20 protein-coding genes and 1 riboswitch are annotated in these 22,239 nt (G+C 74.8%); of the genes, 9 read left to right on the top strand and 11 right to left on the bottom strand.

Annotation, left to right across the window (positions count from 1 at the left end):
* Nucleotides 1-45 precede the first annotated feature (45 nt).
* From GNZ18_RS19375 to GNZ18_RS19385, 3 genes are all read right to left on the bottom strand, one after another.
* Nucleotides 46-1,383: a DUF4389 domain-containing protein gene (locus GNZ18_RS19375; RefSeq protein WP_156217895.1), complete on the bottom strand. Its 1,338-nt coding sequence runs from the start codon at nt 1,381-1,383 to the stop codon at nt 46-48.
* 121 nt (nt 1,384-1,504) lie between these two features.
* Nucleotides 1,505-2,467, bottom strand: coding sequence for a quinone oxidoreductase family protein (locus tag GNZ18_RS19380; protein ID WP_156217896.1), 963 nt, complete (start codon nt 2,465-2,467; stop codon nt 1,505-1,507).
* Nucleotides 2,468-2,580: 113 nt separating this feature from the next.
* Nucleotides 2,581-3,282, bottom strand: a complete 702-nt coding sequence (locus GNZ18_RS19385) for a TetR family transcriptional regulator (RefSeq protein ID WP_156217897.1) — start codon at nt 3,280-3,282, stop codon at nt 2,581-2,583.
* A 417-nt stretch (nt 3,283-3,699) separates the two neighbouring features.
* Between GNZ18_RS19385 and GNZ18_RS42280 the strand changes: the two genes are divergently transcribed.
* From GNZ18_RS42280 to GNZ18_RS19400, 3 genes are all read left to right on the top strand, one after another.
* Nucleotides 3,700-3,972 carry a hypothetical protein gene (locus GNZ18_RS42280; protein WP_312874614.1) on the top strand — a complete coding sequence of 91 codons (273 nt, stop codon included), beginning with the start codon at nt 3,700-3,702 and terminating at the stop codon, nt 3,970-3,972.
* A gap of 136 nt (nt 3,973-4,108) precedes the next feature.
* Nucleotides 4,109-4,381 (top strand): DUF6504 family protein, encoded by a 273-nt coding sequence (locus GNZ18_RS19395; RefSeq protein ID WP_156217898.1) that lies wholly within the window; start codon nt 4,109-4,111, stop codon nt 4,379-4,381.
* Nucleotides 4,372-7,710, top strand: a complete 3,339-nt coding sequence (locus GNZ18_RS19400) for a DNA polymerase III subunit alpha (protein WP_156217899.1) — start codon at nt 4,372-4,374, stop codon at nt 7,708-7,710. Before GNZ18_RS19395 ends, GNZ18_RS19400 begins: the two co-directional genes overlap by 10 nt.
* Before the next feature lie 30 nt (nt 7,711-7,740).
* Here GNZ18_RS19400 and GNZ18_RS19405 read toward each other — a convergent pair whose 3' ends face one another.
* From GNZ18_RS19405 to GNZ18_RS19420, 4 genes are all read right to left on the bottom strand, one after another.
* Nucleotides 7,741-8,421: a DUF4328 domain-containing protein gene (locus GNZ18_RS19405; RefSeq protein ID WP_156217900.1), complete on the bottom strand. Its 681-nt coding sequence runs from the start codon at nt 8,419-8,421 to the stop codon at nt 7,741-7,743.
* 148 nt (nt 8,422-8,569) lie between these two features.
* A complete protein-coding gene (locus tag GNZ18_RS19410) occupies nt 8,570-8,911 on the bottom strand; it encodes a hypothetical protein (protein ID WP_246249972.1) in 342 nt (113 codons plus the stop codon).
* A 66-nt stretch (nt 8,912-8,977) separates the two neighbouring features.
* Nucleotides 8,978-9,625 carry a response regulator gene (locus tag GNZ18_RS19415; protein ID WP_214616891.1) on the bottom strand — a complete coding sequence of 216 codons (648 nt, stop codon included), beginning with the start codon at nt 9,623-9,625 and terminating at the stop codon, nt 8,978-8,980.
* Between the two features lie 13 nt (nt 9,626-9,638).
* Nucleotides 9,639-10,913 (bottom strand): sensor histidine kinase, encoded by a 1,275-nt coding sequence (locus GNZ18_RS19420; RefSeq protein WP_156217902.1) that lies wholly within the window; start codon nt 10,911-10,913, stop codon nt 9,639-9,641.
* Between the two features lie 229 nt (nt 10,914-11,142).
* Between GNZ18_RS19420 and GNZ18_RS19425 the strand changes: the two genes are divergently transcribed.
* The 4 genes from GNZ18_RS19425 (at nt 11,143) to GNZ18_RS19440 (ending at nt 15,246) form a co-directional block, all read left to right on the top strand.
* Nucleotides 11,143-11,829, top strand: a complete 687-nt coding sequence (locus tag GNZ18_RS19425; RefSeq protein ID WP_312874615.1) for an ABC transporter ATP-binding protein — start codon at nt 11,143-11,145, stop codon at nt 11,827-11,829.
* Entirely contained in the window at nt 11,829-13,838 is a 2,010-nt protein-coding gene (locus GNZ18_RS19430; RefSeq protein WP_156217903.1) for an FtsX-like permease family protein, read from the top strand. The genes GNZ18_RS19425 and GNZ18_RS19430 overlap by 1 nt, the downstream gene beginning before the upstream one ends.
* A 218-nt stretch (nt 13,839-14,056) precedes the next feature.
* Nucleotides 14,057-14,284 carry a hypothetical protein gene (locus GNZ18_RS19435; RefSeq protein WP_156217904.1) on the top strand — a complete coding sequence of 76 codons (228 nt, stop codon included), beginning with the start codon at nt 14,057-14,059 and terminating at the stop codon, nt 14,282-14,284.
* Nucleotides 14,285-14,445: 161 nt separating this feature from the next.
* Nucleotides 14,446-15,246, top strand: coding sequence for a methyltransferase domain-containing protein (locus tag GNZ18_RS19440; RefSeq protein ID WP_156217905.1), 801 nt, complete (start codon nt 14,446-14,448; stop codon nt 15,244-15,246).
* A 35-nt stretch (nt 15,247-15,281) separates the two neighbouring features.
* Here GNZ18_RS19440 and GNZ18_RS19445 read toward each other — a convergent pair whose 3' ends face one another.
* The 4 genes from GNZ18_RS19445 to GNZ18_RS19460 all read right to left on the bottom strand — a co-directional run bounded on the left by GNZ18_RS19445 (nt 15,282) and on the right by GNZ18_RS19460 (nt 19,158).
* A complete protein-coding gene (locus GNZ18_RS19445) occupies nt 15,282-16,082 on the bottom strand; it encodes an SDR family oxidoreductase (RefSeq protein ID WP_156217906.1) in 801 nt (266 codons plus the stop codon).
* Between the two features lie 70 nt (nt 16,083-16,152).
* A complete protein-coding gene (locus tag GNZ18_RS19450; RefSeq protein WP_156217907.1) occupies nt 16,153-17,913 on the bottom strand; it encodes an acetolactate synthase large subunit in 1,761 nt (586 codons plus the stop codon).
* A gap of 202 nt (nt 17,914-18,115) precedes the next feature.
* Complete coding sequence (locus tag GNZ18_RS19455) at nt 18,116-18,316, bottom strand: DUF397 domain-containing protein (RefSeq protein WP_214616887.1); 201 nt, start codon at nt 18,314-18,316, stop codon at nt 18,116-18,118.
* A complete protein-coding gene (locus tag GNZ18_RS19460; RefSeq protein WP_156217908.1) occupies nt 18,313-19,158 on the bottom strand; it encodes a helix-turn-helix domain-containing protein in 846 nt (281 codons plus the stop codon). The genes GNZ18_RS19455 and GNZ18_RS19460 overlap by 4 nt, the downstream gene beginning before the upstream one ends.
* Nucleotides 19,159-19,352: 194 nt before the next feature.
* Here GNZ18_RS19460 and GNZ18_RS19465 point away from each other — a divergent pair, with 194 nt between their 5' ends.
* Complete coding sequence (locus GNZ18_RS19465) at nt 19,353-19,922, top strand: ATP-binding protein (RefSeq protein WP_308165965.1); 570 nt, start codon at nt 19,353-19,355, stop codon at nt 19,920-19,922.
* Between the two features lie 70 nt (nt 19,923-19,992).
* Nucleotides 19,993-20,122, top strand: a riboswitch (cobalamin riboswitch).
* Nucleotides 20,123-20,180: 58 nt separating this feature from the next.
* Entirely contained in the window at nt 20,181-22,214 is a 2,034-nt protein-coding gene (locus GNZ18_RS19470; protein WP_156217909.1) for a putative cobaltochelatase, read from the top strand.
* The last annotated feature ends 25 nt before the right edge of the window (nt 22,215-22,239 follow it).

Raw genomic sequence — 22,239 nt, forward strand, 5'->3', positions numbered from 1 at the left:
AAACCCTAGCGGGCCCCAGGAAACGAGATGTTCGGGACGAGGAGGTCAGCGGCGCGCGCGCCGCGCCCGCGGGAGCGTCCGGAACGGCGGCAGCGTCTCGGCGGTGAGCCCGAACGCGTACGCCACCACCCGGCTCGACCAGCGCTGGCAGCCGACGACGAGCCGGTAGAGCGAGCGCGGGTAGGCACCGGTGAACGGGATGAGCAGGGCGCTCGGCACCATCACGAGCACCAGCAGCGTGTACATGACGAGCATCACGATCAGGTGCGGGATCACGAGCACGCCGCGCAGCAGGCTGAACCAGCGCTTCGGTCCGCGCCACGCCTCCGGGTAGGGCAGGTCGACGAGCACGGTCTGCTCGTCGGTCGGCAGCGCCGGGGGCTTGGCCTCGGCGGCGGGGGGCGGCGCGGCGGCGCGCTCGTCCCCGGGGGCCTCGGCCGTCGCCGGCGGCGGCGGGACGGTCGCGGCGGGCGCCGGGGCCGCGCCGTTCGCGCTCGTGCGGTCGCGGTCCGCGCGGTGCCAGGTCGCCGAGACCGACTCCGCGATCCGCTCCGGGTCGGCCTCCTCCTGCCCGACGAGCCGCGCGAGCAGCGCCCGCGCCGTCGGACGGGCGGCCGGGTCCTTCGCGAGCGCCGCCGCGACGATCGCGCGCAGCCGGGGGTCGAGCCCGTCCAGCACCGGCTCGGCGGCCCCGATCCGCTCGAACGTCTCCGCGACCGTCCTGCCCAGGAACGGGGGGCGCCCCGTCCCGGCGTAGGCGACGACGCAGGCCCAGGAGAACACGTCGGACGCCTGCTCGACCGGCGCGCCGCGCAGCACCTCGGGCGCGATGTAGGCGGGCGTGCCGACGAACTGGCCCGTGCGGGTCGGGCCGTCCGGGGCGTCCAGCGCGCGGGCGATGCCGAAGTCGATGACGCGCGGGCCGGTGGAGGACAGCAGCACGTTGGACGGCTTGAGGTCGCGGTGCACGATCCCGGCGCCGTGGATGGCGGTGAGCGCGGTCGCGACGCCGACCGCGAGGCCCTCCAGGTCGGAGCCGGGCAGCGGGCCGCGCTCCAGGACGGCCTTCTCCAGGCTCGGCCCGTCGATGTACTCGGTGACGATGTAGGGCGGGTCCTGGTCGAGCTCGGCGTCCAGCACGGGCGCGGTGCAGAACCGGTGGACGCGGCGCGCCGCGGTGACCTCGCGGCGGAACCGGGCGAGGAACTCCGGCTCGCCGGCCAACTCCCGGTTCACCACCTTCACCGCGACCCTGCGGCCGGTGGACTCGGCTCCGAGGTAGACCGTTCCCATCCCGCCCCGCCCAAGGCGGCCGAGCAGCCGGTAGGGGCCGAGGACGCGGGGTTCGTCATGCTGGAGCGGTCCGGCGGCGTACGTCGTCATGGGTGCTCGGGCTCCTTGATGATCTGTCTCTCCCGCGCACAGCCTAAGGGAGCCGGGGCCCCCGGTCCCCCGAACGAAGGATCGGGGGCCGGGGGCGGACGGACCATGGTGTAAGGAGCGATCAGGGGATCAGCAGCAGCTTGCCGGTGGTCCGGCGCGCCTCCAGGTCGGCGTGCGCGGTGCCCGCCTCGCCCAGGTCGTAGCGGTGCCCGACGTGCACGTCCAGCTCGCCCGAGGCCACCCACCGGTACACGTCGGACGCGCGTTCGAGCAGCTCGGCGCGGCCGACCGTGTAGTCCGTGAGGTTCGGGCGGGCCAGGTACACCGACCCGGCCGAGTTGAGCCGCTGCGGGTCGAACGGCGGCACCTGCCCGCCCGCCCCCCCGTACAGCGCGAGGACGCCGCGCCGCCGCAGGCTCGCGAGGCTCCCGTCGAAGGTGGGCGCGCCGACGCCGTCGTAGACCGCCGCGACGCCCTCGCCGCCGGTCAGCTCCCGCACCCGGTCGGCGAAGCCGTCGTAGCCGAGCACCTCGTCGGCGCCCGCGTCCCGCGCGAGCTTCTCCTTCTCCGCCGTGGACGCCGTCCCGATCACGCGGGCGCCGCGCGCCTTGGCGACCTGGGTGAGCAGCAGGCCCATCCCGCCCGCCGCCGCGTGCACGAGGACGGTGTCGCCCTGCCGGACCTCATACGTCGAGTGCGTCAGGTAATGCGCGGTCATGCCCTGGAGGAGGGTGGCCGCCGCGTCCTCCAGGCTCACCGCGTCCGGGACGGGGACGAGCCGCTCGGCCGGGACCGCCGCCCGCGCCGCGTAGGCGCCCTGCACGTTCGCCCAGGCCACGCGGTCGCCCACGGCGAGGCCGGTGACGCCGTCGCCGAGCGCCGCCACCGTGCCCGCCGCCTCCACGCCCGGGACGGCGGGCAGGTCGAGCGGATAGGTGCCCGTTCGGAAGTACACGTCGACGAAGTTGACCCCGCTCGCCGCGACGTCCACCAGCGCCTCGCCGGGACCGGGCACCGGGTCCGGCCGTTCCGCCTCGCGCAGGACCTCGGGTCCGCCCGTCTCGGTCACGACGATCGCACGCATACGCAACTCCTCAGGTCTGATTTCTCAGCGGCAACCCGGCCCCCCGGCGTCCTATTCCGGCCAGGTCCCGCCGCCCAGGTCGAGTTCGCGTCGTTCACCGGCGTCGCCCCCGGTCAGACCCATTCGCGCATGGTCGCCACGGCGAGCGCGAGGGACTCCTCGACGCGCGCCGCGACCGTCTCCGGGTCCCAGATATCGTTCCGCGCGCAGTCCTCGAAGGCCACCCGCGCCGCCGCCGTGTGGAACGCGACGATGAAATGGGGCCGCAGGTCGTCGGCGGCGTCGACGCCCTCGCGGCGGGCGATCTCGGCGGCGAGGGTCTTCTCCGCCGCCGAGTACCGGGCCGTCTGCGCGGCCTCCAGCGCCGGCGTCGACTTCAGCACCTGCCGGATGCGGCGGAACCTGTCGCTGTCGCCGCCGCCGGTGGCCGCGCTCGTCCGCAGCATCACGCGCAGCGACTCCAGCAGCGCGGTGAAGGGCCGCTCGTGCGCCGGACGCGCGGCCAGCGCCTCGGCCATCAGCTTGTCGTACTCGCCGAGGAAGGCGGTGACCACGTCCTCCTTGGTGGCGAAGTAGCGGAAGAACGTCCGCTGCGACACCTCCACCGCGGCGACGATCTCGTCGATCGTCGTCGCGTCGTAGCCCTTCTCAAGGAACAGGTCCAGGGCCGCGTCGATGAGCGCCAGCCGCGTGCGCCGCTTCTTGCGCTCGCGCAGCCCGGCGATCTCGCGCCGCTCCTCCACCGCGCAGGGGTGCGCCGTGCAGCGGGCGCCGTCCACGGGACCGTGAACGTCGCCGTCGGGGGCGGCGGTCATCGCTGGCTCCTTCGACCTCTCGCGGACGCCGGGCGCGGGCCCGGCGTCCCTGGGCTTTCCCTGAGGTTCTTCCCCTGGCTTCTATCATGACGCCGATCCGGCTACCGGAACCGGGTTCCAGCGTGTGAGAAAGCCCGCGCGGAGGCGCCCGGGGCCCTTCCGGAGGCCGGGCGGGGACCTGATTGGCGCGGCCGGGCGGGGCGCGTCCGCGGCGCCGTCCGGGTCCATCCCTGGAGGACCGCGAAATCCCCGCCATACTCTCCGGGTTTCCCCTGCACAGCAGCGGTTCTCGGGTCATGCTTGAACCCGGTCACCAGTTGTCGCCACGCGATCGCCCATGGTCATGGAACGGGCATGCCACCACCATGGCGCGGTGCCGGCATGGCGGCCCGACCCGGTGCTGAGGCGGCTGATCAAGTGTCTGTAGTCGATGGGCGGGAGATCCCGGAGGTGCGGCGGCGGCACCTCGCGGCGCTCGCGTACGAGGTCGAGGCGCGCGGCCTGTCCTGGCGGTTCGCCGGGCCCGCGGAGTCGGTGCTGAGCGTGCTCGGCCCGCGGACGCGGCGCCAGGTCATGGTGGTCGCGACACCGGTCGCGGCGGGCTGGTCCTACCTGTGGCCGGGCGGCGGGATGGCCGACGTGGCCGAGGTCACCCACGTCGCTGACCAGCTCTTTCGCCTGCTGAGGTAGCCCCGGGCGGGAACCTTGGGCCGGAGCGGGGGCCCGCCTTGCCTCCGGGTCTCGTGCTTCCCTAGACTCCCCCGCGAACGTATGTTCGAATCTTCCGCATGTCTTCCCCCGTGCGGTGAACATGAGGGGGAGGCAGATGACGCGCGTGTTCGGCGATCCGGTGGACGTCTGGGTGAGTGACGGGCGTCCGGTCCGGTTCGTCTGGCGTGGCCGGCTCCACACCGTGCGGCGGGTGCTGGAGCACTGGGTCACGACCCGCGACTGGTGGCAGGAGCGACCTGACGGCGAGGCCACCGGGGAGCGGGAGTTCTGGCGGGTCGAGGCGACCCCCGACCGGGAGGTCGGGGTGTACGAGCTGCGCTATGACGGCGCGTCCGAAACCTGGCTGCTTTCCCGGGTATGGGACTGATTGTGCACCTTCATGTCGCTTCGGGGTATTCGCTCAGGTACGGCGCGGCGTCGCCCGCCGCGCTGGCCGGGCGCGCCGCGGCCCTCGGCATGGAGACGCTGGCGCTGACCGACCGCGACGGCCTGTACGGCGCGGTCCGGCACGTCCGGGCCTGCCGGGACGCGGGCCTCGGCGCCGCCCTCGGCGCCGACCTGCGCCTCGGCCCCGAGGGCGGGGACCGGGTGGTCGTCCTGGCGGAGGGCCGGGCCGGATGGCGGTCGCTGTGCCGGCTGGTGACGGCGGCGCACGCGGCGGGGGAGCGGGGGCACCCGTTCGTCACCCGGGAGGTGATCGCCGATCACGCGGAGGGCCTGGTGGTGCTGCTCGGCCCCGCGTCCGACGTGGGACGGGCCGTCGCGGCGCGCCGTCCCGACCTGGCGGCCCGGCGCCTGGCCGCCTGGCGCGCCGCCGCCGAGACCGTGATCGAGATCGTCGACCACCACGACCGGGGCGACGGGCACCGCGCCGCGCGGATGCTCGCCCTGGCCCGCGAGGCGGGGGTGGCCGCGGTGCTCGGCAACGCCGTCCGCTACCTGGAGGCCGCCGACCACCCGGTCGCGCAGGTGCTGGACGCGGCGCGCCGCCTCGCTCCGCTGGACAGGCGGCACCTGGACGACCGGACCGGCCAGTCCTACCTGAAGTCGCCGCCCGAGATGCGCCGCGTCGCCGAGGGGGTCGCCGGCCCCGGGGCGGGCGGGCTGCTCGACGCGACGCGGCGGCTGTCGGAGCGCTGCGTCCTCGACCCGGCCGACCTCGGCATGGACGGCGTGCACCTGCCCGCCGTCGAGGGCGACCCGCACGCCGGGCTCGTGGCGCGCTGCGCGGACGGCCTGGCCCGCCGGGGCCTGGAGGGGTCGCGCGCGGCGGCCGACCGGCTCGCGACCGAGCTCGGCGTGATCGCCCGCAAGGGCCTGGCCGCCTACTTCCTCACGGTCGCGGACGCCGCCGCGCTGATCCGCGAGCGCGGCATCCGGTGCGCGATCCGCGGCTCGGGCGCGGGCAGCCTGGTCAACCACCTGCTCGGCATCGGCGACCTCGACCCGCTCCGCCACGACCTGCTCATGGAGCGGTTCCTCGCCGACAGCCGCGAGGGCCTGCCCGACATCGACCTCGACGTGGAGTCGGCGCGCCGCCTGGAGGCCTACGAGGCGCTGTTCGCCCGGTTCGGCGCGGACGGCACGGCGTGCGTGTCGATGATGGAGACCTACCGGGCGCGCAGCGCGCTGCGCGATGTCGGCGCCGCTCTCGGGCTGCCGCCGCACGAGATCGACGTGGTCGCCAAGGCGTTCCCGCAGATCCGGGCGAGCCAGATCGGCGCCGCGCTGGAGGAGCTGCCCGAGCTGCGGCAGAGCGGCCTCGCGACCGCGCGGCTGGAGGTGCTGTTCCGGATCGCCGAGCGGCTGGACGGCCTGCCCCGCCACATCGCGATGCACCCGTGCGGCGTCCTGCTGTCGGACGCGACGCTCCGCGACCGCACGCCGGTCGAGACCAGCGCGGTCGGCTTCCCGATGAGCCAGTTCGACAAGGACGACGTCGAGGCGATGGGCCTGCTGAAGCTCGACGTCATCGGGGTGCGGATGCAGTCGGCGATGGCGCACGCCGTCGCCGAGGCCGCCCGCGCGTCCGGCGCGGAGATCGACCTGGAGGCGGTCCCGCGCGACGACCCGGCGACGTTCGAGCTGATCCGCACGTCCCGGACGCTCGGCTGCTTCCAGATCGAGTCGCCCGGCCAGCGCGAGCTGATCGGCCGGCTCCAGCCCCGCGACCTCGGCGACCTCGTCATCGACATCTCGCTGTTCCGGCCGGGCCCGGTGAACTCCGACATGGTGTCGCCGTTCCTCGCCGCCCGCGCCGGGACGCGCGAGCCCGAGTACCCGCACCCCGACCTGGAGCCCGTGCTGCGCGAGAGCCTCGGCGTGGTCGTCTTCCACGAGCAGGTGCTGCGGATCTTCGACGTGATGACGGGCTGCGGCCTCTCCAAGGCCGAGGCGGCGCGGCGGAACCTGAACCACGAGCAGGGCCAGGCCGTGGTGGGCGCGTGGTTCCGGGAGCGGGCCCTCGCGCGCGGCTACGACGGGCCGTCGGTCGAGCGGGTCTGGCGGACGCTGACCGCGTTCGGGGCGTTCGGCTTCTGCAAGGCCCACGCCGCATCATTCGCTCTGCCCACCTACCAGTCGGCGTGGCTGAAACGGCACCACACCGCCGCCTTCTACGCCGGGGTCCTCACCCACGACCCCGGCATGTACCCCAAGCGCGTCATCCTCGACGACGCCCGCCACTTCGGCGTCCCGATCCTGCCGCTGGACGTCAACCGGTCGGCGGCGGCCTGGCACGCCGAGCCGGTGTCGCGGGGCGGGCCGTCCGGCATCCGCGTCGCGCTGAGCGAGGTCAGGGGGATCAGCGACGCGGAGGTCGGCCGCATCGTGGAGGGGCGCCCGTACGCGTCGCTGACCGACTTCTGGCGCCGCGCCCGGGTGTCGCGGCCGGTCGCGGAGCGGCTCGTCCTGGCCGGGGGGTTCGACGCGCTGTACCGGGATCCGCCGGTGCCGCGCCGCGACCTGCTCTGCCGGGTCGGCGCGCTGCACCGCACCGGCCGCGCCGACCGCGCCGTCCCCGAGGGGCAGCTCCCGCTCGGGAGCCCCGAGGGCCTGGACCTCGCCGAGGACGTCCCGCTGGGCGAGCTGCCGCCGATGACGGCCGCCGAGATCGTCGAGGCGGAGCTGGACGTCCTCGGCATGGACGTCAGCCGCCACGTCCTCACCTTCTACGACGGGCTGCTCGGCGACCTCGGCGTCGTCCGCGCGGGCGCGCTGCCGGGCCGTCCCGACAGGAGCGAGGTGCTGGTCGCCGGGGTCAAGGTCGCGACGCAGACGCCGGCGGTCAGGTCGGGGCAGCGCGTCATCTTCGCGACGCTGGACGACGGGTCGGGCCCGGTCGACCTCACGTTCTTCGAGTCGGTGCAGGAGCGGTGCGCCGCGACCGTGTTCGGGTCGTGGCTGCTGGTCGCCCGGGGCCGGCTGCGGCGGGCGGGCGAGCGCGCCTTCTCGATCACCGCCACCGCCTGCTGGGACCTCGCCGCCCTGCACGAGGTCTGGCGGCGGGACGGCCTGGACGAGGTCCGCGCCGTGATGGCCCGCCCGGGACCGGTCGCCCGCCCGGTGGGGCGCCGGATCGTCCAGCCGACGGGCTTCGCCATGTCCCGCTACTCCGACATCGGCCCGGCGGGGCCCGCCGTCAGGCGCCCGCCCCCGGCACGCCTCTGGCACGCCAGCCGGGGCAGTTCGGGCTGACGCGCGTTCCGAAGCGACCTCGGAACACCGCTACGTACCGCGGGCGACCTGGAGGCGGGTGATCTGGAAGACGCTGGCCATGCACAGCGCGGCGGCGAGGGCCTGGAACGCGGCGGCCGCGACGCCGACGTGGACGTCGAAGCGGGCCTCGGCGAGCGTCTCGACACTGCCCGCGGTGAACACGCGGGCGAGCAGGACGCCGAGCAGGACGCACGTCCACCAGGCGGCGACCACCAGCCCCGCCGCCTGCCGCTCGGCCGTCCGGTACCGGCCACTGTTCACCCACACCTCGTAGACCAGGCGGGGCGGCAGCCACAGGTTGACGATCGGGCAGAGCCAGCCGAGGACCACCCACGCGCGGTGGTGCCGGTGCGGGCCGGGCGACTGCCGGTAGGCGCGCCACAGCCAGCCGAGGTACAGCAGCCCGGTGACCGCGGCCATGATCGAGCAGATCAGGAACACGTCGCTGTAGGGGGCGAGCGCCCGGTCGGTGGCGCCCGGGTCGTAGGTGTCGTGGGTCGCGCCGCGCAGCGGCCGCGCCATCCTGAGCAGGCTGATCCCCGAGCCCAGCGCGATGAACGCGTTGAAGCCGAGCAGCATGAACACCGCGACGCCGACGGCCCGGAAGTCGCGGCGCCGGGCCCAGGCGCCGCAGGCCGGGCAGCGGGCCACCTCGGTCGGGATGATGTCGCCGCACAGCGCACACGGCATGCTCCACCTCCGAGGGTTCGAGCCGTTCCGGGGGGACGTGGGGCCGCCCCCACACGGGACCGGCCCGCATCGGCCATCCGTCGCTTCGGATACTACGTACGTTTGACCGACGTCGCGCAACGCGGGTTCGTGCGCCAGGCCGGGTTTCTCACAGGACCAGGTGGCCCGCGAGGAGCGTCCCGGCGGCGGCCGCGGCGGCCCACGCCGCGAGCCTCCCGAGCCCGCCCGCGGCGACCAGCCGCTCCGGCCGCAGCCCGGTGACCAGCAGCAGCGCCCACCACTCGGCGGTCAGCACGATCACCGACTGGAGCGAGCCGAACCCGACGAGCGAGCACAGCAGGATCGTGGACGCCGGGGTCAGCGTGTGCGTGAACAGCGCGGGCCCCCGCGCCGGCCCGCGCAGGCCGCGCCGCAGCGTGAGGTAGACCGCGCCCCACCCGAGGGCGCACATCACCCACACGATCAGGACGGCCGTGGGCAGCCCGTTCATCGACTCCGGTGCCAGTGCCGTCCCCCCGTCGCTTCCTCCATCGTGCCCGTGCGCGGCCCGGCGGGGTCAGGCCATGAGGCCCGACTCCCACGCCCAGGCGGCCGACTCGACCCGGTTCCGGGTGCCGAGCTTGCGGTGGATGCTGCCGAGGTGCGTCTTGACCGTGGACAGCGACACGAACAGCTCGCCCGCGATCTCCTCGTTCGTCCGGCCGCGCGCGACGAGCCGGACGACCTCCAGCTCGCGGTCGGTGAGCGCCTCGCGGGGCAGCGTCGGCGCGGGCGGCGGCGTCGCCAGGTGCTCCAGCAGCCGGACGGTGATCGACGGCGACACCAGCGCCTCCCCGTTCGCGGCGGCGCGCACCGCCTCGACCAGCAGCGCGGGTCCGCTGTCCTTGAGTAGGAAGCCGGCCGCGCCGCCGCGCAGCGCCCCGTACACGTACTCGTCCATGTCGAACGTCGTGACGATCACCACGTGCAGCGGGTCGGCGACCGAGGGGCCGGCCAGCAGCCGGGTCGCCTCCAGGCCGTCCATGCGGGGCATCCGGATGTCGAACAGGCACACGTCGGGACGCAGCCGCCGGGCGAGCGCGACGGCCTCGGCGCCGTCGGCGGCCTCGCCGACCACCTCCATGTCGGGCTGCGAGTCGACGATCATCCGGAACCCGGTCCGGACCATCTGCTGGTCGTCGGCGATCAGTACGCGGATGGTCACGTCGCCGATTCTCTCAGGCCCGCCGGGCGCCGTGGACGGGGAGGACGGCGACGACCTCCCAGCCGCCCTCGGGGCGCGGGCCCGCGCTCAGCCGCCCGCCGAGGGCGTCCACCCGCTCGCCGAGCCCCGACAGCCCGAACCCGCTGGAGGGCAGCCGGCGGCCGCGCCCCTGGCCGTCGTCGCGGACGCAGACCTCGACCGACCCGTCCCCGAGCCGCGCGACGCTCACCTGGACGGACGTCGCGTCGGCGGCGTGCTTGCGGACGTTGGTCAGCGCCTCCTGCACGACGCGGTGCACCGACGTCGCGACCTCGGGCGGCAGCGAGCCGAGGTCGGGCGCCCGCGCGAGGACGGCCCGCGGATGCGTGAACCCCTCGACGAGCCGCTCCAACTGCGCGAGGTCGCCGACGGGCCGGGTGGCCGAGCCCCGATCGTCCGACAGGCCGCCGGACCCGCCGCCGGATCCCGGGGCCGCGCCGCCGAACGCCTCGCCGTCCGCCGCGCCGCCGTGCTGCGCGTCCCGCAGCAGCCCGACCATCCGGCGCATGGACGTGAGCGCCTCGGTGCCCGCCTGCTCGATGCCCTCGAACATCGTGTCGAGCTGCTCGGGGGACTGCCCCGCGCCCGACCGCGTCGCGAACCGCGCCGCCTGCGCCTGGACGACGATGCCGGTCACGTGGTGGGCGACGAAGTCGTGCAGGTCGCGGGCCAGCTCCAGCCGCTCGTCGCGGCGCGCGGCGGCCAGCGACCTGGACCGGCGGGCGTCCACCGCCCGCAGGTAGAGCCCGGCGCCGAGCGCGATCGCCACGCAGATGCCGAGCGGCGCGGTGAACAGCACGGCGCCGACCACCGACCAGCGCAGCGGGACGATCAGCACCGCGACGGCGAGGGTGACCGTGATCCAGACGAGCAGCCTGCGCGGGGCCCGCCAGACCACCCGGGCGATGACGATGAGCAGGCCGCCGATCTCGGCGAACATGCTCGGGTTGCCGAGGTCCGGCCCGATCACCGGCGCGATCAGCAGCGTGCTGAGCGCCGAGGCCAGCGCCGCCGCCACCGCCCACGCCAGCGGGAACCGGATCGTCACGGCGGCGACGTTGACGACCGCCGCCACCGCGATCAGCCACATGCTCGTCCCGGTCTTCGGGGTGCCGAGCAGGCAGGCCAGCAGGTACAGGGCCGCGAAGCCGCCGTAGGCGCCGCGCACCAGGCAGCCGCCCACGGAGTGGATGCGGTCCAGCCGCGCGCCCGGGTCGTTCCGGGGTGTCCGGCGGGCCAGGTCGCTCATGGAACACGAGGCTACGACCCGCAGCCGACCCCGGGATCGACCGTTCGGCCGATGCCGCCGCCCAGGGCCTGTCCCCGCGCCCGATGCCGCCGGACGCGGCCCCGGCGCACGCTGGAGCCATGGAACTCATCTATGTGCCGCTGTTCATCGCGTTCGTCGTGTTCGTCGTCTACGGCGGGGTCGTGCTGCCCGCCCGGGAGATCGTCGACTCCGTCCGGAAGCCCCGCCCGTGAGCCTGCCCGCCCCGCCGGAGGCCGTGCTCTCGGGGCACGGCCTCGTGAAGCGCTTCGGCGCGACCGTCGCGCTGGACGGCGTGGACCTCGCGGTCGGCCGCGCCGAGGCCGTCGCGATCATGGGCCCGAGCGGGTCCGGGAAGTCCACGCTGCTGCACTGCCTCGCCGGGATCACCCGTCCGGACGCGGGGGAGGTGCGGCTGCTCGGCCAGCGCGTCGACACCCTCGGCGAGCGGCGCCGCAGCGCGCTGCGCCGGTCCCGCTTCGGATTCGTGTTCCAGTTCGGGGAGCTGCTGCCCGAACTGCCCGCCGAGGAGAACGTGGCGCTGCCGCTCATGCTGGGCGGCACGTCCCGGCGCGAGGCCGTGCAGGCGGCCCGGTCGTGGCTCGGCCCGCTCGGCCTCGACGGGATGGGGCACCGCCGCCCCGGCGAGCTGTCGGGCGGGCAGGCGCAGCGGGTCGCGATCGCCCGCGCGCTCGTGCCGCGCCCGGCCGTGGTGTTCGCCGACGAGCCGACCGGCGCCCTCGACCAGGCGACCGGCCACGACACGATGCGGCTGCTCGTGGAGGCGACCAAGCACAACGACGCCTCGCTGGTCGTTGTCACCCACGACCCCTCGGTGGCGGCCTGGTGCGACCGGGTGGCCGAGGTGCGCGACGGCCGCGTCCAGAGGATCCGGTGATGCCCGCGACACTCGCGCTCGCCTGGCGGCTGCTGCGCGGCGGAGGCGGCCGCGGGCTGCTCGGCTCCGCGCTCACGCTCGCCGCCGTCGCCGTCTCGACCGGGCTGCTGCTGTTCGCGATCGGCGCGAACCACGCGTTCCAGCAGCGCTCGCAGGCCGACGCCTGGCGGCACCCGGAGAAGGCCGCCGCGGCGCCGGCGGCGATCGAGGCGCTGTCGACCGACTACGTCCGGGGCAGGCCGATCTCGGTGGTCGACCTCGCGGCGCTGAACGGCTCCGCGCCGGTCCCGCCGGGCATGCCGCACTTCCCGAAGCCCGGCGAGGCGTGGACCTCGCCCGCCCTCGGCCGCCTGATGAAGGACCTGCCCGCCGACCGGCTCGCCGCGCGGTTCCCCGCGTCCGCCGGGACGCTCGGGCGGGACGCGCTCGTGTACCCGGGCGAACTCGTCATCGTGATCGGGCGCGCTCCCGCCGATCCCGCCATGACGGTGGACCGGAACGCCTCCGAGTCGCTGGAGACCACCGCCGGGCCCGTCCGGATCGACCGGTTCCCGACGGCCGGGTCCTCGCTCTCGGGCGCCTACCGGGTGCTGATGGCGATCGCGTCGGTGCTGATGGTCGCGCCGCTGCTGGTGTTCGGCGGCGCGGCGGCCCGGCTCACGGTCGCGCGCCGCGACCGGCGGCTCGCCGCGCTGCGGCTGGTCGGCGCGACCCCGGGGCAGGTCGTCGCGATCACCGTCGCCGAGGCGGTGCTGACCGCCGCCGCGGGCGCGGTCGCGGGCCTGCTGCTGTACGCGGCGGCGACCCCGGCGCTCGTCCACATCCAGATCGCGGGCGGCGGCTGGTTCGCCGCCCACCTGTGGCCCGGTCCGCTCACGGTCCTCGGCGTGCTCGCGGCGGTGCCCGTGCTCGTCGGCGTCAGCGCGGTCGTCGGGCTCCGCCGCGTCGTCGTCAGCCCGCTGGGCGTGGCGCGCCGCGAGACCCCGCCGCGGCTGCGCGCGGTCCGGCTCGGCGCGCTCGTCGCCGTGCTGGTCTCCTTCGGCGCCGTGAGCGGCTCGCTGATGAGCCTCGGCCGGGCGGCGCTGGTCGTCCTGCTGGTCTTCCTCGCGCTGGCCTTCCTCACGATCAACCTCGCGGGGCCGTGGGTGGTCGCGCTGATCGGCCGCGCGACCGTGCTGACCGCGCGGGGCCCGGCGCGGCTGCTCGCCGGGCGCCGCCTGCTGGACGACCCGCGCGCCGCCTGGCGGACGGTCGCGGGCGTCGCGCTCACCGGCTTCGTCGCGGGCTTCCTCGCGCTGCTGAACGCGCCGCCGTCGCTGTCGGTGGACGGCACGCGCGACCCGCACGCGCTGCGGCTGAACCTCCCGCCGGCGCGGGCGGCCGAGGTCGCCGAGCAGGCGCGGCACCGGCTCGCCGGGACGGGCGCCACGGTCGCGGTCAAGGAAATCAAGGCGGAGGACGACCCGCTGGCGGAGCACGGCACGGTGACACGGAAGGGCGTCGTCACGATCACGGTTCCGGGGGGCGCCGCGCCCACCGACCGCGCCCGGACGGCGCTGGCCGGCCTCGTCCCCGGCAAGGTCGCCACCAGCCAGGCCGACGAGGACGTCTATGGCAACCGGCTGCTCGGCGACCTGCGGACGGGCGCGCTCACCGTCCTGTTCGTGTCCTTCCTCATCGCCGTGACCAGCGCGGGGATCACGGGCGCGTCCGCCGTCCTCGACCGCAGGCAGACGTATGCGATGCTGCGCCTGGCCGGTACACCGCTGGGGGTGCTCGACCGCGCGCGGCGGCAGGAGACGCTGATCCCGCTCGCCGTCATGGGCGGCGGCTCGCTGCTGACCGGCCTGTTCTTCGCCGCGCCGTTCGCCACCGGCTTCGGGACGCCCGGCCTCCTCACACTCGTCGTGTTCGTCGTCGCGGGGTTCGGGGGCGTGCTCGGGGCGAGCGCGCTCAGCCGCCCGCTGCTGCGCTCGGTCACGACGGACCCGGCGCCGCGTCCGGACTGACGGAGGGCCCGGCCGGGGGTCCGGCCAGGGACTCCGGCCGAGCGAAAACCTGTTCGAAAATGTCAGTGGTGGTGCGTAGCGTGAGCGCTGTGATCTCGGAGACATCCGGGAACAGGCGACGAACCAAGTGGCTTGTACACGCGTACTAACGGGTATGTGACAACCGGTGGTACCCGCAGGTGATGGGGCCACCGGGCTTCAAGGAAGGGGTGTTGGCAGTGAGCGAGACGACCGGCACATTCCATCTCTCCCACCCGCGGCTGGGCGGGCCCGCCGAGCGGACCGTCGTGCAGCCGTGGCTCACCGAACTCACCCACGTGACGCTGAACGCCTACGCCGAGACCGCGCCCGCGCTGGCCGTGGTCGAGGCGCTTCCCGTCCATACCCCCGTCCCCACTCCCGTCCGCGCTCCGATGCCGGAGCGCCGGATCGCGCTGGCCGCCTGACACCCGGCCCCCAACAAGACCGGCAGCGAGACCGAAGGCGAGGCCGGGGCGTGACGCCCCGGCCTCGTTCCCTGTCCGGCCGTCTTGCATTATGAGACATGATTCTCATTTATTGAGAACCGGCGTAGGGTTGGCGGACCCGCACGGAGAGGTGATGTCCGATGACCGCCGACGCGTCCTACACCCACGGCCACCACGGCAGCGTGCTCAGCTCGCACCAGTGGCGGACGGTCGAGAACTCCGCCGCCTACCTGATCGACCACCTGCGTCCCGGCCTCTCGGTGCTGGACGTCGGCTGCGGCCCCGGCACGATCACCGCCGGGTTCGCCCGCCGCGTCGCCCCCGGCCCGGTCACCGGCGCCGACGCGGCCGAGGCCGTCCTGGACGAGGCGCGCCGGAGCACCGAGGGCCTCGGCAACGTCGCCTTCACCGTCGCCGACGTCCACGCGCTGCGCTTCGCCGACGACACCTTCGACATCGTCCACGCGCACCAGGTGCTGCAGCACGTCGCCGACCCCGTGCTCGCCCTGCGCGAGATGCGGCGGGTCGCGAAGCCCGGCGGGATCGTCGCCGCCCGCGACGCCGACTTCGGCAGCATGGTCTGGTACCCCGACCCGCCCGGAATGGACTCCTGGCTGCCCGTCTACTACAAGGTGGCGCGCGGCAACGGCGGCGAGCCCGACGGCGGGCGCCGCCTGGTGTCCTGGGCGCGCGCGGCGGGGTTCACCGACGTCACCGCCTCCGCGTCGAGCTGGTGCTTCTCCACCCCGCGGGAGCGCGAGTGGTGGAGCGAGTCCTGGGGCGGGCGGCTGCGCGACTCCTCGGTCGCCGACAAGGCCGTCGCCGGAGGCCACGCCACCCGCGAGGAGCTGCGGCGCTTCTACGAGGGCTGGAAGGCGTGGGCCGCCGCCGAGGACGGCTGGTACTCCGTCACCCACGGCGAGATCATCTGCCGCGCCTGACCCCGGGGCTCACACCCGGGGCTCACACCCGGGGTTCACATGGCCCACCGGCGGAAGCCGCCCTCGGAGTTGATGACCTGACCGGTGATCCAGCGGCCCTCGTCGGAGACCAGCCACCGGACCAGCCGCGCGACGTCGTCCGGCGCGCCCCACCGGCCGAACGGCAGCGCCCCGACGACCTTGGCGGTCAGCTCCTCGTCGGCCCAGCCGGTGTCCACCGGCCCCGGGTTGACGGTGTTGACCGTGATGCCCCGGTCGGCGAGCGCGTCGGCGAGCGTCAGCGTCATCTGCTGGATCGCGCCCTTGCTGATCGCGTACGGGATCTCCCGCCGCATCGGCCCGAGATGCTGGCCCGAGGTGAACAGCACGATCCGCCCGCCCGGCCGCGCGTCGTCGTGCACGGCCGCGAACTCCTGCGCGAGCAGCGCGCTGGCCCGCGCGTTCACCGCCCAGCACATGTCCAGCTCGGCGGCCGTCAGCTCGCCGAGCCCCTGCAGCGAGCTGCGCGCGTGGTTCGCGACGAGGACGTCGATCGCGCCGAACGTCTCCACCGCGTACTGGACGACGCGTCCGGGCGTCTCCGGCGCGGCGAAGTCGGCCGCGAGGTAGGCCAGCCGGGGGCCGGTCCCGCCGAGCGCCTCCAGTACCCCGTCGATCCCGGCGGGATCGGAGCCCCACGGCTGCTCGTCGTCGTGCGGCGTCCACGACTGCACCAGCACGCTCGCGCCCGCCGCGAGCAGGTCCCGGGCGATCGCGAACCCGATCCCCGCCCGCCGTCCCGCCCCCGTCACCACCGCCACGCGCCCGGCGAGGGGCCCGTCACCGTTGCTCCCCATGCCGCCAGGTTAGGGCCAGGACCCACCGGACATTTGTGTCAGCGGCCATGGCGCGCGCGGCGTGCCCGTGTCAGAACGGATCCGTGAGCTCCCCCAGCTTGTCGGTGAGGCGGAGGTTGTGCGAGTAGTCGACCGGCACGGTGATGACCGAGACCGCGTCGTCGGCGAGCGCCTTGCGCAGCGTCGGCAGCAGTTCGCCCGCCGAGCCGACCCGGTAGCCGCGCGCGCCGAAGCTCTCGGCGTACTTCACGAAGTCGGGGTTGCCGAACTTCACGTGCGAGCTCGTCCCCATGTCGAGGTCCATCTTCCACTCGATCAGCCCGTAGGCGGAGTCGTCCCAGATCAGGACGGTGATCGGGATGTTCTCGCGGACGGCGGTCTCCAGCTCCTGCGAGTTCATCAGGAACGCGCCGTCGCCGGTCGCCGCGAGCACCCGCCGGTCGGGGCGGGCGAGCTTGGCGGCGATCGCGCCCGGCACCGCGAACCCCATGGACGACAGCCCGTTCGACACCAGCAGCGTGTTCGGCTCGTAGGTCGGGTACATGCGCGCCATCCACATCTTCACCGCGCCGGTGTCGGCGAGCACGATGTCGTCGCGTCCCATGGCGGCGCGGACGTCGGCGACGATGCGGCGCGGCGAGAGCGGGAACCCGTCCTCGACCGCGCCCTCGGCCAGCTCCTCGCTCATCAGCCGGCGGATCTCGCGGCCCGTCCCGTTGACGTCGAAGCGGCGGTGGACGGCCTCGGCGAGCGCGTGCAGCGAGCGCGAGAGGTCGCCCTGGATGCCGACCTCGACCGGGTAGTGGTCGTCGACCTCGGCGGGGAACTGGTGGATGTGGATGATCTTCTTGTCGGCGGCCGGGTTGATCTTGACCGGGTCGAACTCCTGGAGCTCGTAGCCCACGGCGATCAGCACGTCCGCCTCGTCGAAGCCGAAGTTCACATAGTCGTGCCGCATGAACCCGACGGCGCCGAGCGCGTGCCGGTGGTCGTCGGGGAACACGCCCTTGCCGTTGAACGTGGTCGCGACCGGCAGCCCGAGCAGCTCGGAGAAGTGCACGAGCGCCTCGCCCGCGCCCGCGCGGGCCGCGCCGTGCCCGGCGAGGATGATCGGCTGCCGGGCGAGCGCGATCACGTCCGCCGCCCGCGCGATCTGGGACGCCGACGGCTCCTGCGGGCGGACGACGTTGACCTTCAGCGGCTTGAGGTCGGCGGCGACCTTCGCGGACTCCACGTCCTCGGGGATCGCCAGGTACACCGCGCCGGGACGCTCGGTCTGCGCCGTCTTGAACGCCTTGCGCACCATCTCGGGCAGCGCCTCGGCCGTCGGCGCCAGCTCCGACCACTTGGTGATCGGGCGGAACAGGGACACGAGGTCGACGATCTGGTGCGACTCCTTGTAGATCCGGTCCAGCCCCACCTGGGCGGAGATCGCGACGACCGGGGTGCTGTTGGTGGTCGCGTCCGCGACGCCGAGTTGCAGGTTGATCGCGCCGGGCCCGAGCGTGGCCGAGGCGACCCCCGCCCGGCCGGTCAGCCGCCCGTAGATCTCGGCCATGAACGCCGCGCCCTGCTCGTGCCGGACGAGCACGTACCGGATGGAGGACTCGTTCAGCGCGTGGACGAAGTGGATGTTCTCCTCACCCGGGATGCCGAAGACGTACTCGACCCCCTCCGCCTCCAGGGTCCTGACGAGCAGCCGGGCCGCGTCCTGCTGCTCCGGCGCGCCCTCCGGGCCGTCCGCTCCGGACGCGGAAACCCCTTCCCCTGCGGATCCGGCTTCCCCTACGGGCGTGGTCTCCCGTACGGACGCGGCTTGCTCAGCGGACATCGTGTGCCCATCTCCACTCTCTGATCGCTATCCGGGAAGCCGGGTTTCCCGCTCCCCAAAGGGTCAGCCCCCGGCCCGTCCCTCCCATTCCTCTCCGCACTGTGCGATCCCTCACGTGCCATTTCGAGCGGGCCGAAAAGGGGGCGGGCAGGCCGAGGGGCCGCGGCGTACGCCGCGGCCCCTCGGGTCGTGCTCGCTGCTGCTATGCCTCCCGGAGCGAGGTGAGCAGGGTCCGCCAGGCGGCCTGCGTCAGCACCAGCGCGGGCCCGGCGGGGTCCTTGGAGTCGCGGACCGCGCGCAGGTCACTGGCCAGGGTGGCCACCTCGACGCACTGGTCTCCGCTGCCGCTGTGGGACGACTTGCGCCAGCACGCTCCGGTGAGTTCGCGCTGCAGGTTGGTCACGGGCTGCTCCTTGCTGCCTCGGCGATGAGGTGCGCGGAATCCTCGGGGGACAGGGCCTCCGCCTCGATCCGATCGAAGCGGTCCCTATGTTTTGCTATTTCCTCGGCGCTCTCAAGGTAAACGTCGCCCATGGTGCCCTCGACGTAGGCGATATCGGGGTCCGCGGCGTTCGGATACGACAATATGGTGAAACGTCCGTCAAGGCCCGCATGCTCCTGCGCTGTATAAGGAAGTACCTGAACGCACACGGATGGGCGAGTTTCCGCGGCCAGGTTGAGCGCCTCCAACTGGGCGCGCATGACCTCGGGCCCGCCGATCTGCCGGTGCAGCACCGACTCATCGAAGATCACGTGCAGCTTCGGCGCGTTCTCGCGGTCCAGCAGCGCCTGCCGGATCGTGCGCGCGGAGATCCGCCGCTCGATCTCCTCCTGCGCGGGCAGCAGCCGCCCGGCGGTGATGACGGCGCGGGAGTACTGCTCGATCTGGAGCAGCCCGTGGATGAGCTGCGGATCCCAGGTGCGGATGTGCGACGCCTCGTCCTCCAGCGCGACGTAGCTGCCGGTGAAGACGTCCTGGTACGCGGTCCACCAGCCGCGCTGGCCCGCCTGCCGGGCGAGCGTGATGAGCGCGTCCCTGGCCGGGCTTGGGACCCCGTACAGGTCGAGGATGTCGGCGATGTCGCCGGGACGCGGCCGGGTCTGGCTCGTCTCCAGCCGGGACACGGTGGCCCGCGACCAGTCGAGCCGGTCCGCGACCTCCTGCAGGGTCAGCCGCTGCTCCTCGCGCAGCTTTCGCAGTTCCCGGGCCAGCCGGCGGCCACGAACCGTTGGTCGGTAGGTCATGAGAGTGGAGTCTCCCCACTCTGGCGCCGCCCCACAACGCGAATGGCGAACCCGGAGCCCCGGGCAGAGCAATCTCCTCAAGGCGGTTGCGAACGTGAGATTCTCACGGGAGTCTGGACGCTGTGACCAACCGGGGACTTAAAGTAACCGACGAAGGTCGCGCGTTCCCGAGCGCGTAGACCACGGGAGGACCCGTGAAGACCTCGCCCGACATCACCGGCGGCACCATCCCCGCGGCGCCGCCGTCCCGGACGCCCGCCGGCGCGAGACCCGGCCGGGCGTGGGCGCTGCCCCGCGGCCCCGGCTGCGCCGGGCACGCGCGCCGCGTCCTCGCCGGCGCACTCGCCGCGGTGGGCGCGACCCGCGACGTGGTCGCCGACGCCCGGCTCATGGTCAGCGAGCTGGCCACCAACGCCTACCAGCACGCCGGCGACCACGGCCCGCACGAGCTGTGGCTCGACCACGACGGCCTGGGGGAGGCCCGCTGCGCGGTCTTCGACGCCTACGCCGAGGCGTTCTCCGCCGCCCCCGCCGACGCGTTCGCCGATCCCCTCACCGACCCGCTCTCCGACACGCGGCTGCCCGGCTACTCCTGGACGTCCGGCGACTGCGGGCGGGGGCTCAGCATCGTCCGGGAGCTGTCGGAGGGCCGCTGGGGCATGCAGCGGGCGCTGTCGCGGCTCGGGCCGCCCGTCCGGGGCAAGGCCGTCTGGTTCGCGGTGCCCGCGCGCGGGCCCGGCGGCCCGTCCCTCCTCGGCACCTGACCCGCGCGGGGGGCGCCCGGCGGGCGCGATCCGCTCGGGTGTGCGATCCTGTGCCTTGCGACGGAAGCGGAGGAACCCGGTGCGAATCCGGGGCTGTCCCGCAACTGTGACCAGGGGAGTTCCCCCTCGCTCGCGCCACGGCCGCCCCCCGGGACGGCTGGAAGGCCGAGGGGGAGCCGTGATCCGGGAGCCAGGAGACTCCGGCCGTCGGACAGGAACCGCCACGGGCGTGGACACCCGAGGAAAGGACGACCAGGCATGCCCCCTGCCGAAGCGACGCCGCCCCGCGAGCGCGGCCGCGCCGCGCGCTACCCCTTCTCCGCCGTGGTCGGAATGGCCGACCTCAAGCTCGCGCTGCTGATCAACGCCGTGTCCCCGGGCGTCGGCGGCGTGCTGGTGCGCGGTGAGAAGGGCACCGCCAAGTCGACGATCGTCCGCGCGCTGGCCGCGCTGCTGCCGCCGGTCGCGGTCGCCGACGGCTGCCGGTTCTCCTGCGACCCGCGGGCGTCCGATCCGGGCTGCCCCGACGCCCCGCACGGCGGCGCCGGGCGGGCGCGGGCGGCGCGGCTGGTCGAGTTGCCGGTGGGCGCCTCGGAGGACCGGCTCACCGGGTCGCTGGACATCGAGCGCGCGCTGACCGAGGGCGTGAAGGCGTTCGAGCCGGGCCTGCTCGCGGCGGCGCACCGGGGCGTCCTGTACGTGGACGAGGTGAACCTGCTGCACGACCACCTGGTCGACCTGCTGCTGGACGCGGCGGCGATGGGCGAGTCCCATGTGGAGCGCGAGGGCGTGTCGGTGCGGCACGCGGCGCGGTTCCTGCTGGTCGGGACCATGAACCCGGAGGAGGGCGAGCTGCGCCCGCAGCTCCTCGACCGGTTCGGGCTGACGGTCGAGGTGGCCGCGACCCGCGATCCCGCCGAGCGCGCGGAGGTCGTCCGGCGGCGGCTGCGCTTCGAGGACGACCCGGAGGGCTTCGCCGCGGGCTGGGCCGGGGAGGAGGCCGCGCTGGCCGGGCGGATCGCCGCCGCCCGCGACCGGCTGCCCGGCGTCGAGCTGACCGACACGGCGCTCCGCCAGATCACGGCGGTGTGCGCCTCGTTCGAGGTGGACGGGCTGCGCGCCGACCTAGTCACGGCGCGGGCGGCGATCGCGCTGGCCGCCTGGCACGGCCGGGCCGCGGTCGACGCCGACGACGTGCGGACCGCCGCGCGCCTCGCCCTGCCGCACCGCCGCCGCCGCGACCCGTTCGACGCGCCCGGCCTCGACCGGCAGAAGCTCGACGAGGTCCTGGACGAGCACGGCGACCCCGACCCAGACCCCGACCCAGAGCCGCCGGACGACGGCCCCGACGGTCCCGACGGATCGGGTGGGCCTGACGGGCCGGGCGGGGGAGCGCCCGGGGACGACCTCTCCCAAGAAGGCGGGGAGCCGTCGGAGCCGTCGGAGCCGTCCGTGGGGAGCGGCCAGGGACGGTCGTCGGACACCGAGCCCGCCCCGGCCGACGCCGCCTACAGGCCCCGCCTGTTCACCGTGCCCGGGGTGGGCGCGGGCGCTCCGGGTCGCCGCTCCAAGGCGCGCAGTCCGTACGGACGCGTGTCCGGTGCCCGTCCGGGAGCGCGCGGGCTGCACCTCACCGCGACGCTCCGGGCCGCCGCACCGCACCAGGTCGCGCGCGGGCGCGCCGGCCGGGGGCTGGTCGTGACTTCGGACGACCTGAGGGAGGCGGTCCGGGACGGCCGCGAGGGCAACCTCGTGCTGTTCGTCGTGGACGCGAGCGGGTCGATGGCGGCGCGCAAGCGGATGCGCGCGGTCAAGGGCGCGGTGCTCAGCCTGCTCCTGGACGCCTACCAGCGGCGCGACAAGGTCGGGCTCATCACGTTCCGGGGCGCGGACGCGGAGCTGGCGCTGCCGCCGACGTCCTCGGTCGAGGCCGGGGCGCGGCGGCTGGAGCGGCTGCCGACCGGCGGCCGGACGCCGCTGTCGGCCGGCCTGCTGCGCGCCGCCGAGGTGCTGCGGGTGGAGCGGCTGCGCGACCCGGCCCGCCGTCCGCTGCTGGTCGTGGTCACCGACGGGCGCGCCACGCACGGACCGGACCCGGCCAGGACCGCGGGCCTGCTCGCGGGCGCGCTCGGCGGCGGGGCGTCGGTCGTCGTCGACTGCGAGTCGGGGCCGGTGCGGCTCGGGCTCGCGGGCGCGCTCGGCGCGCGGCTCGGCGCGGAGGTCGTGCACCTCGACCGGCTGGGCGCGGACGCGCTCGCCGGGGTCGTCCGGGACGCGCGGAGCGTCGCGTGAGTGTCGCGTGATTGTCATGGGCCAC

It is taken from the genome of Actinomadura litoris (assembly GCF_009733595.1).
GTDB lineage: Bacteria > Actinomycetota > Actinomycetes > Streptosporangiales > Streptosporangiaceae > Spirillospora > Spirillospora litoris.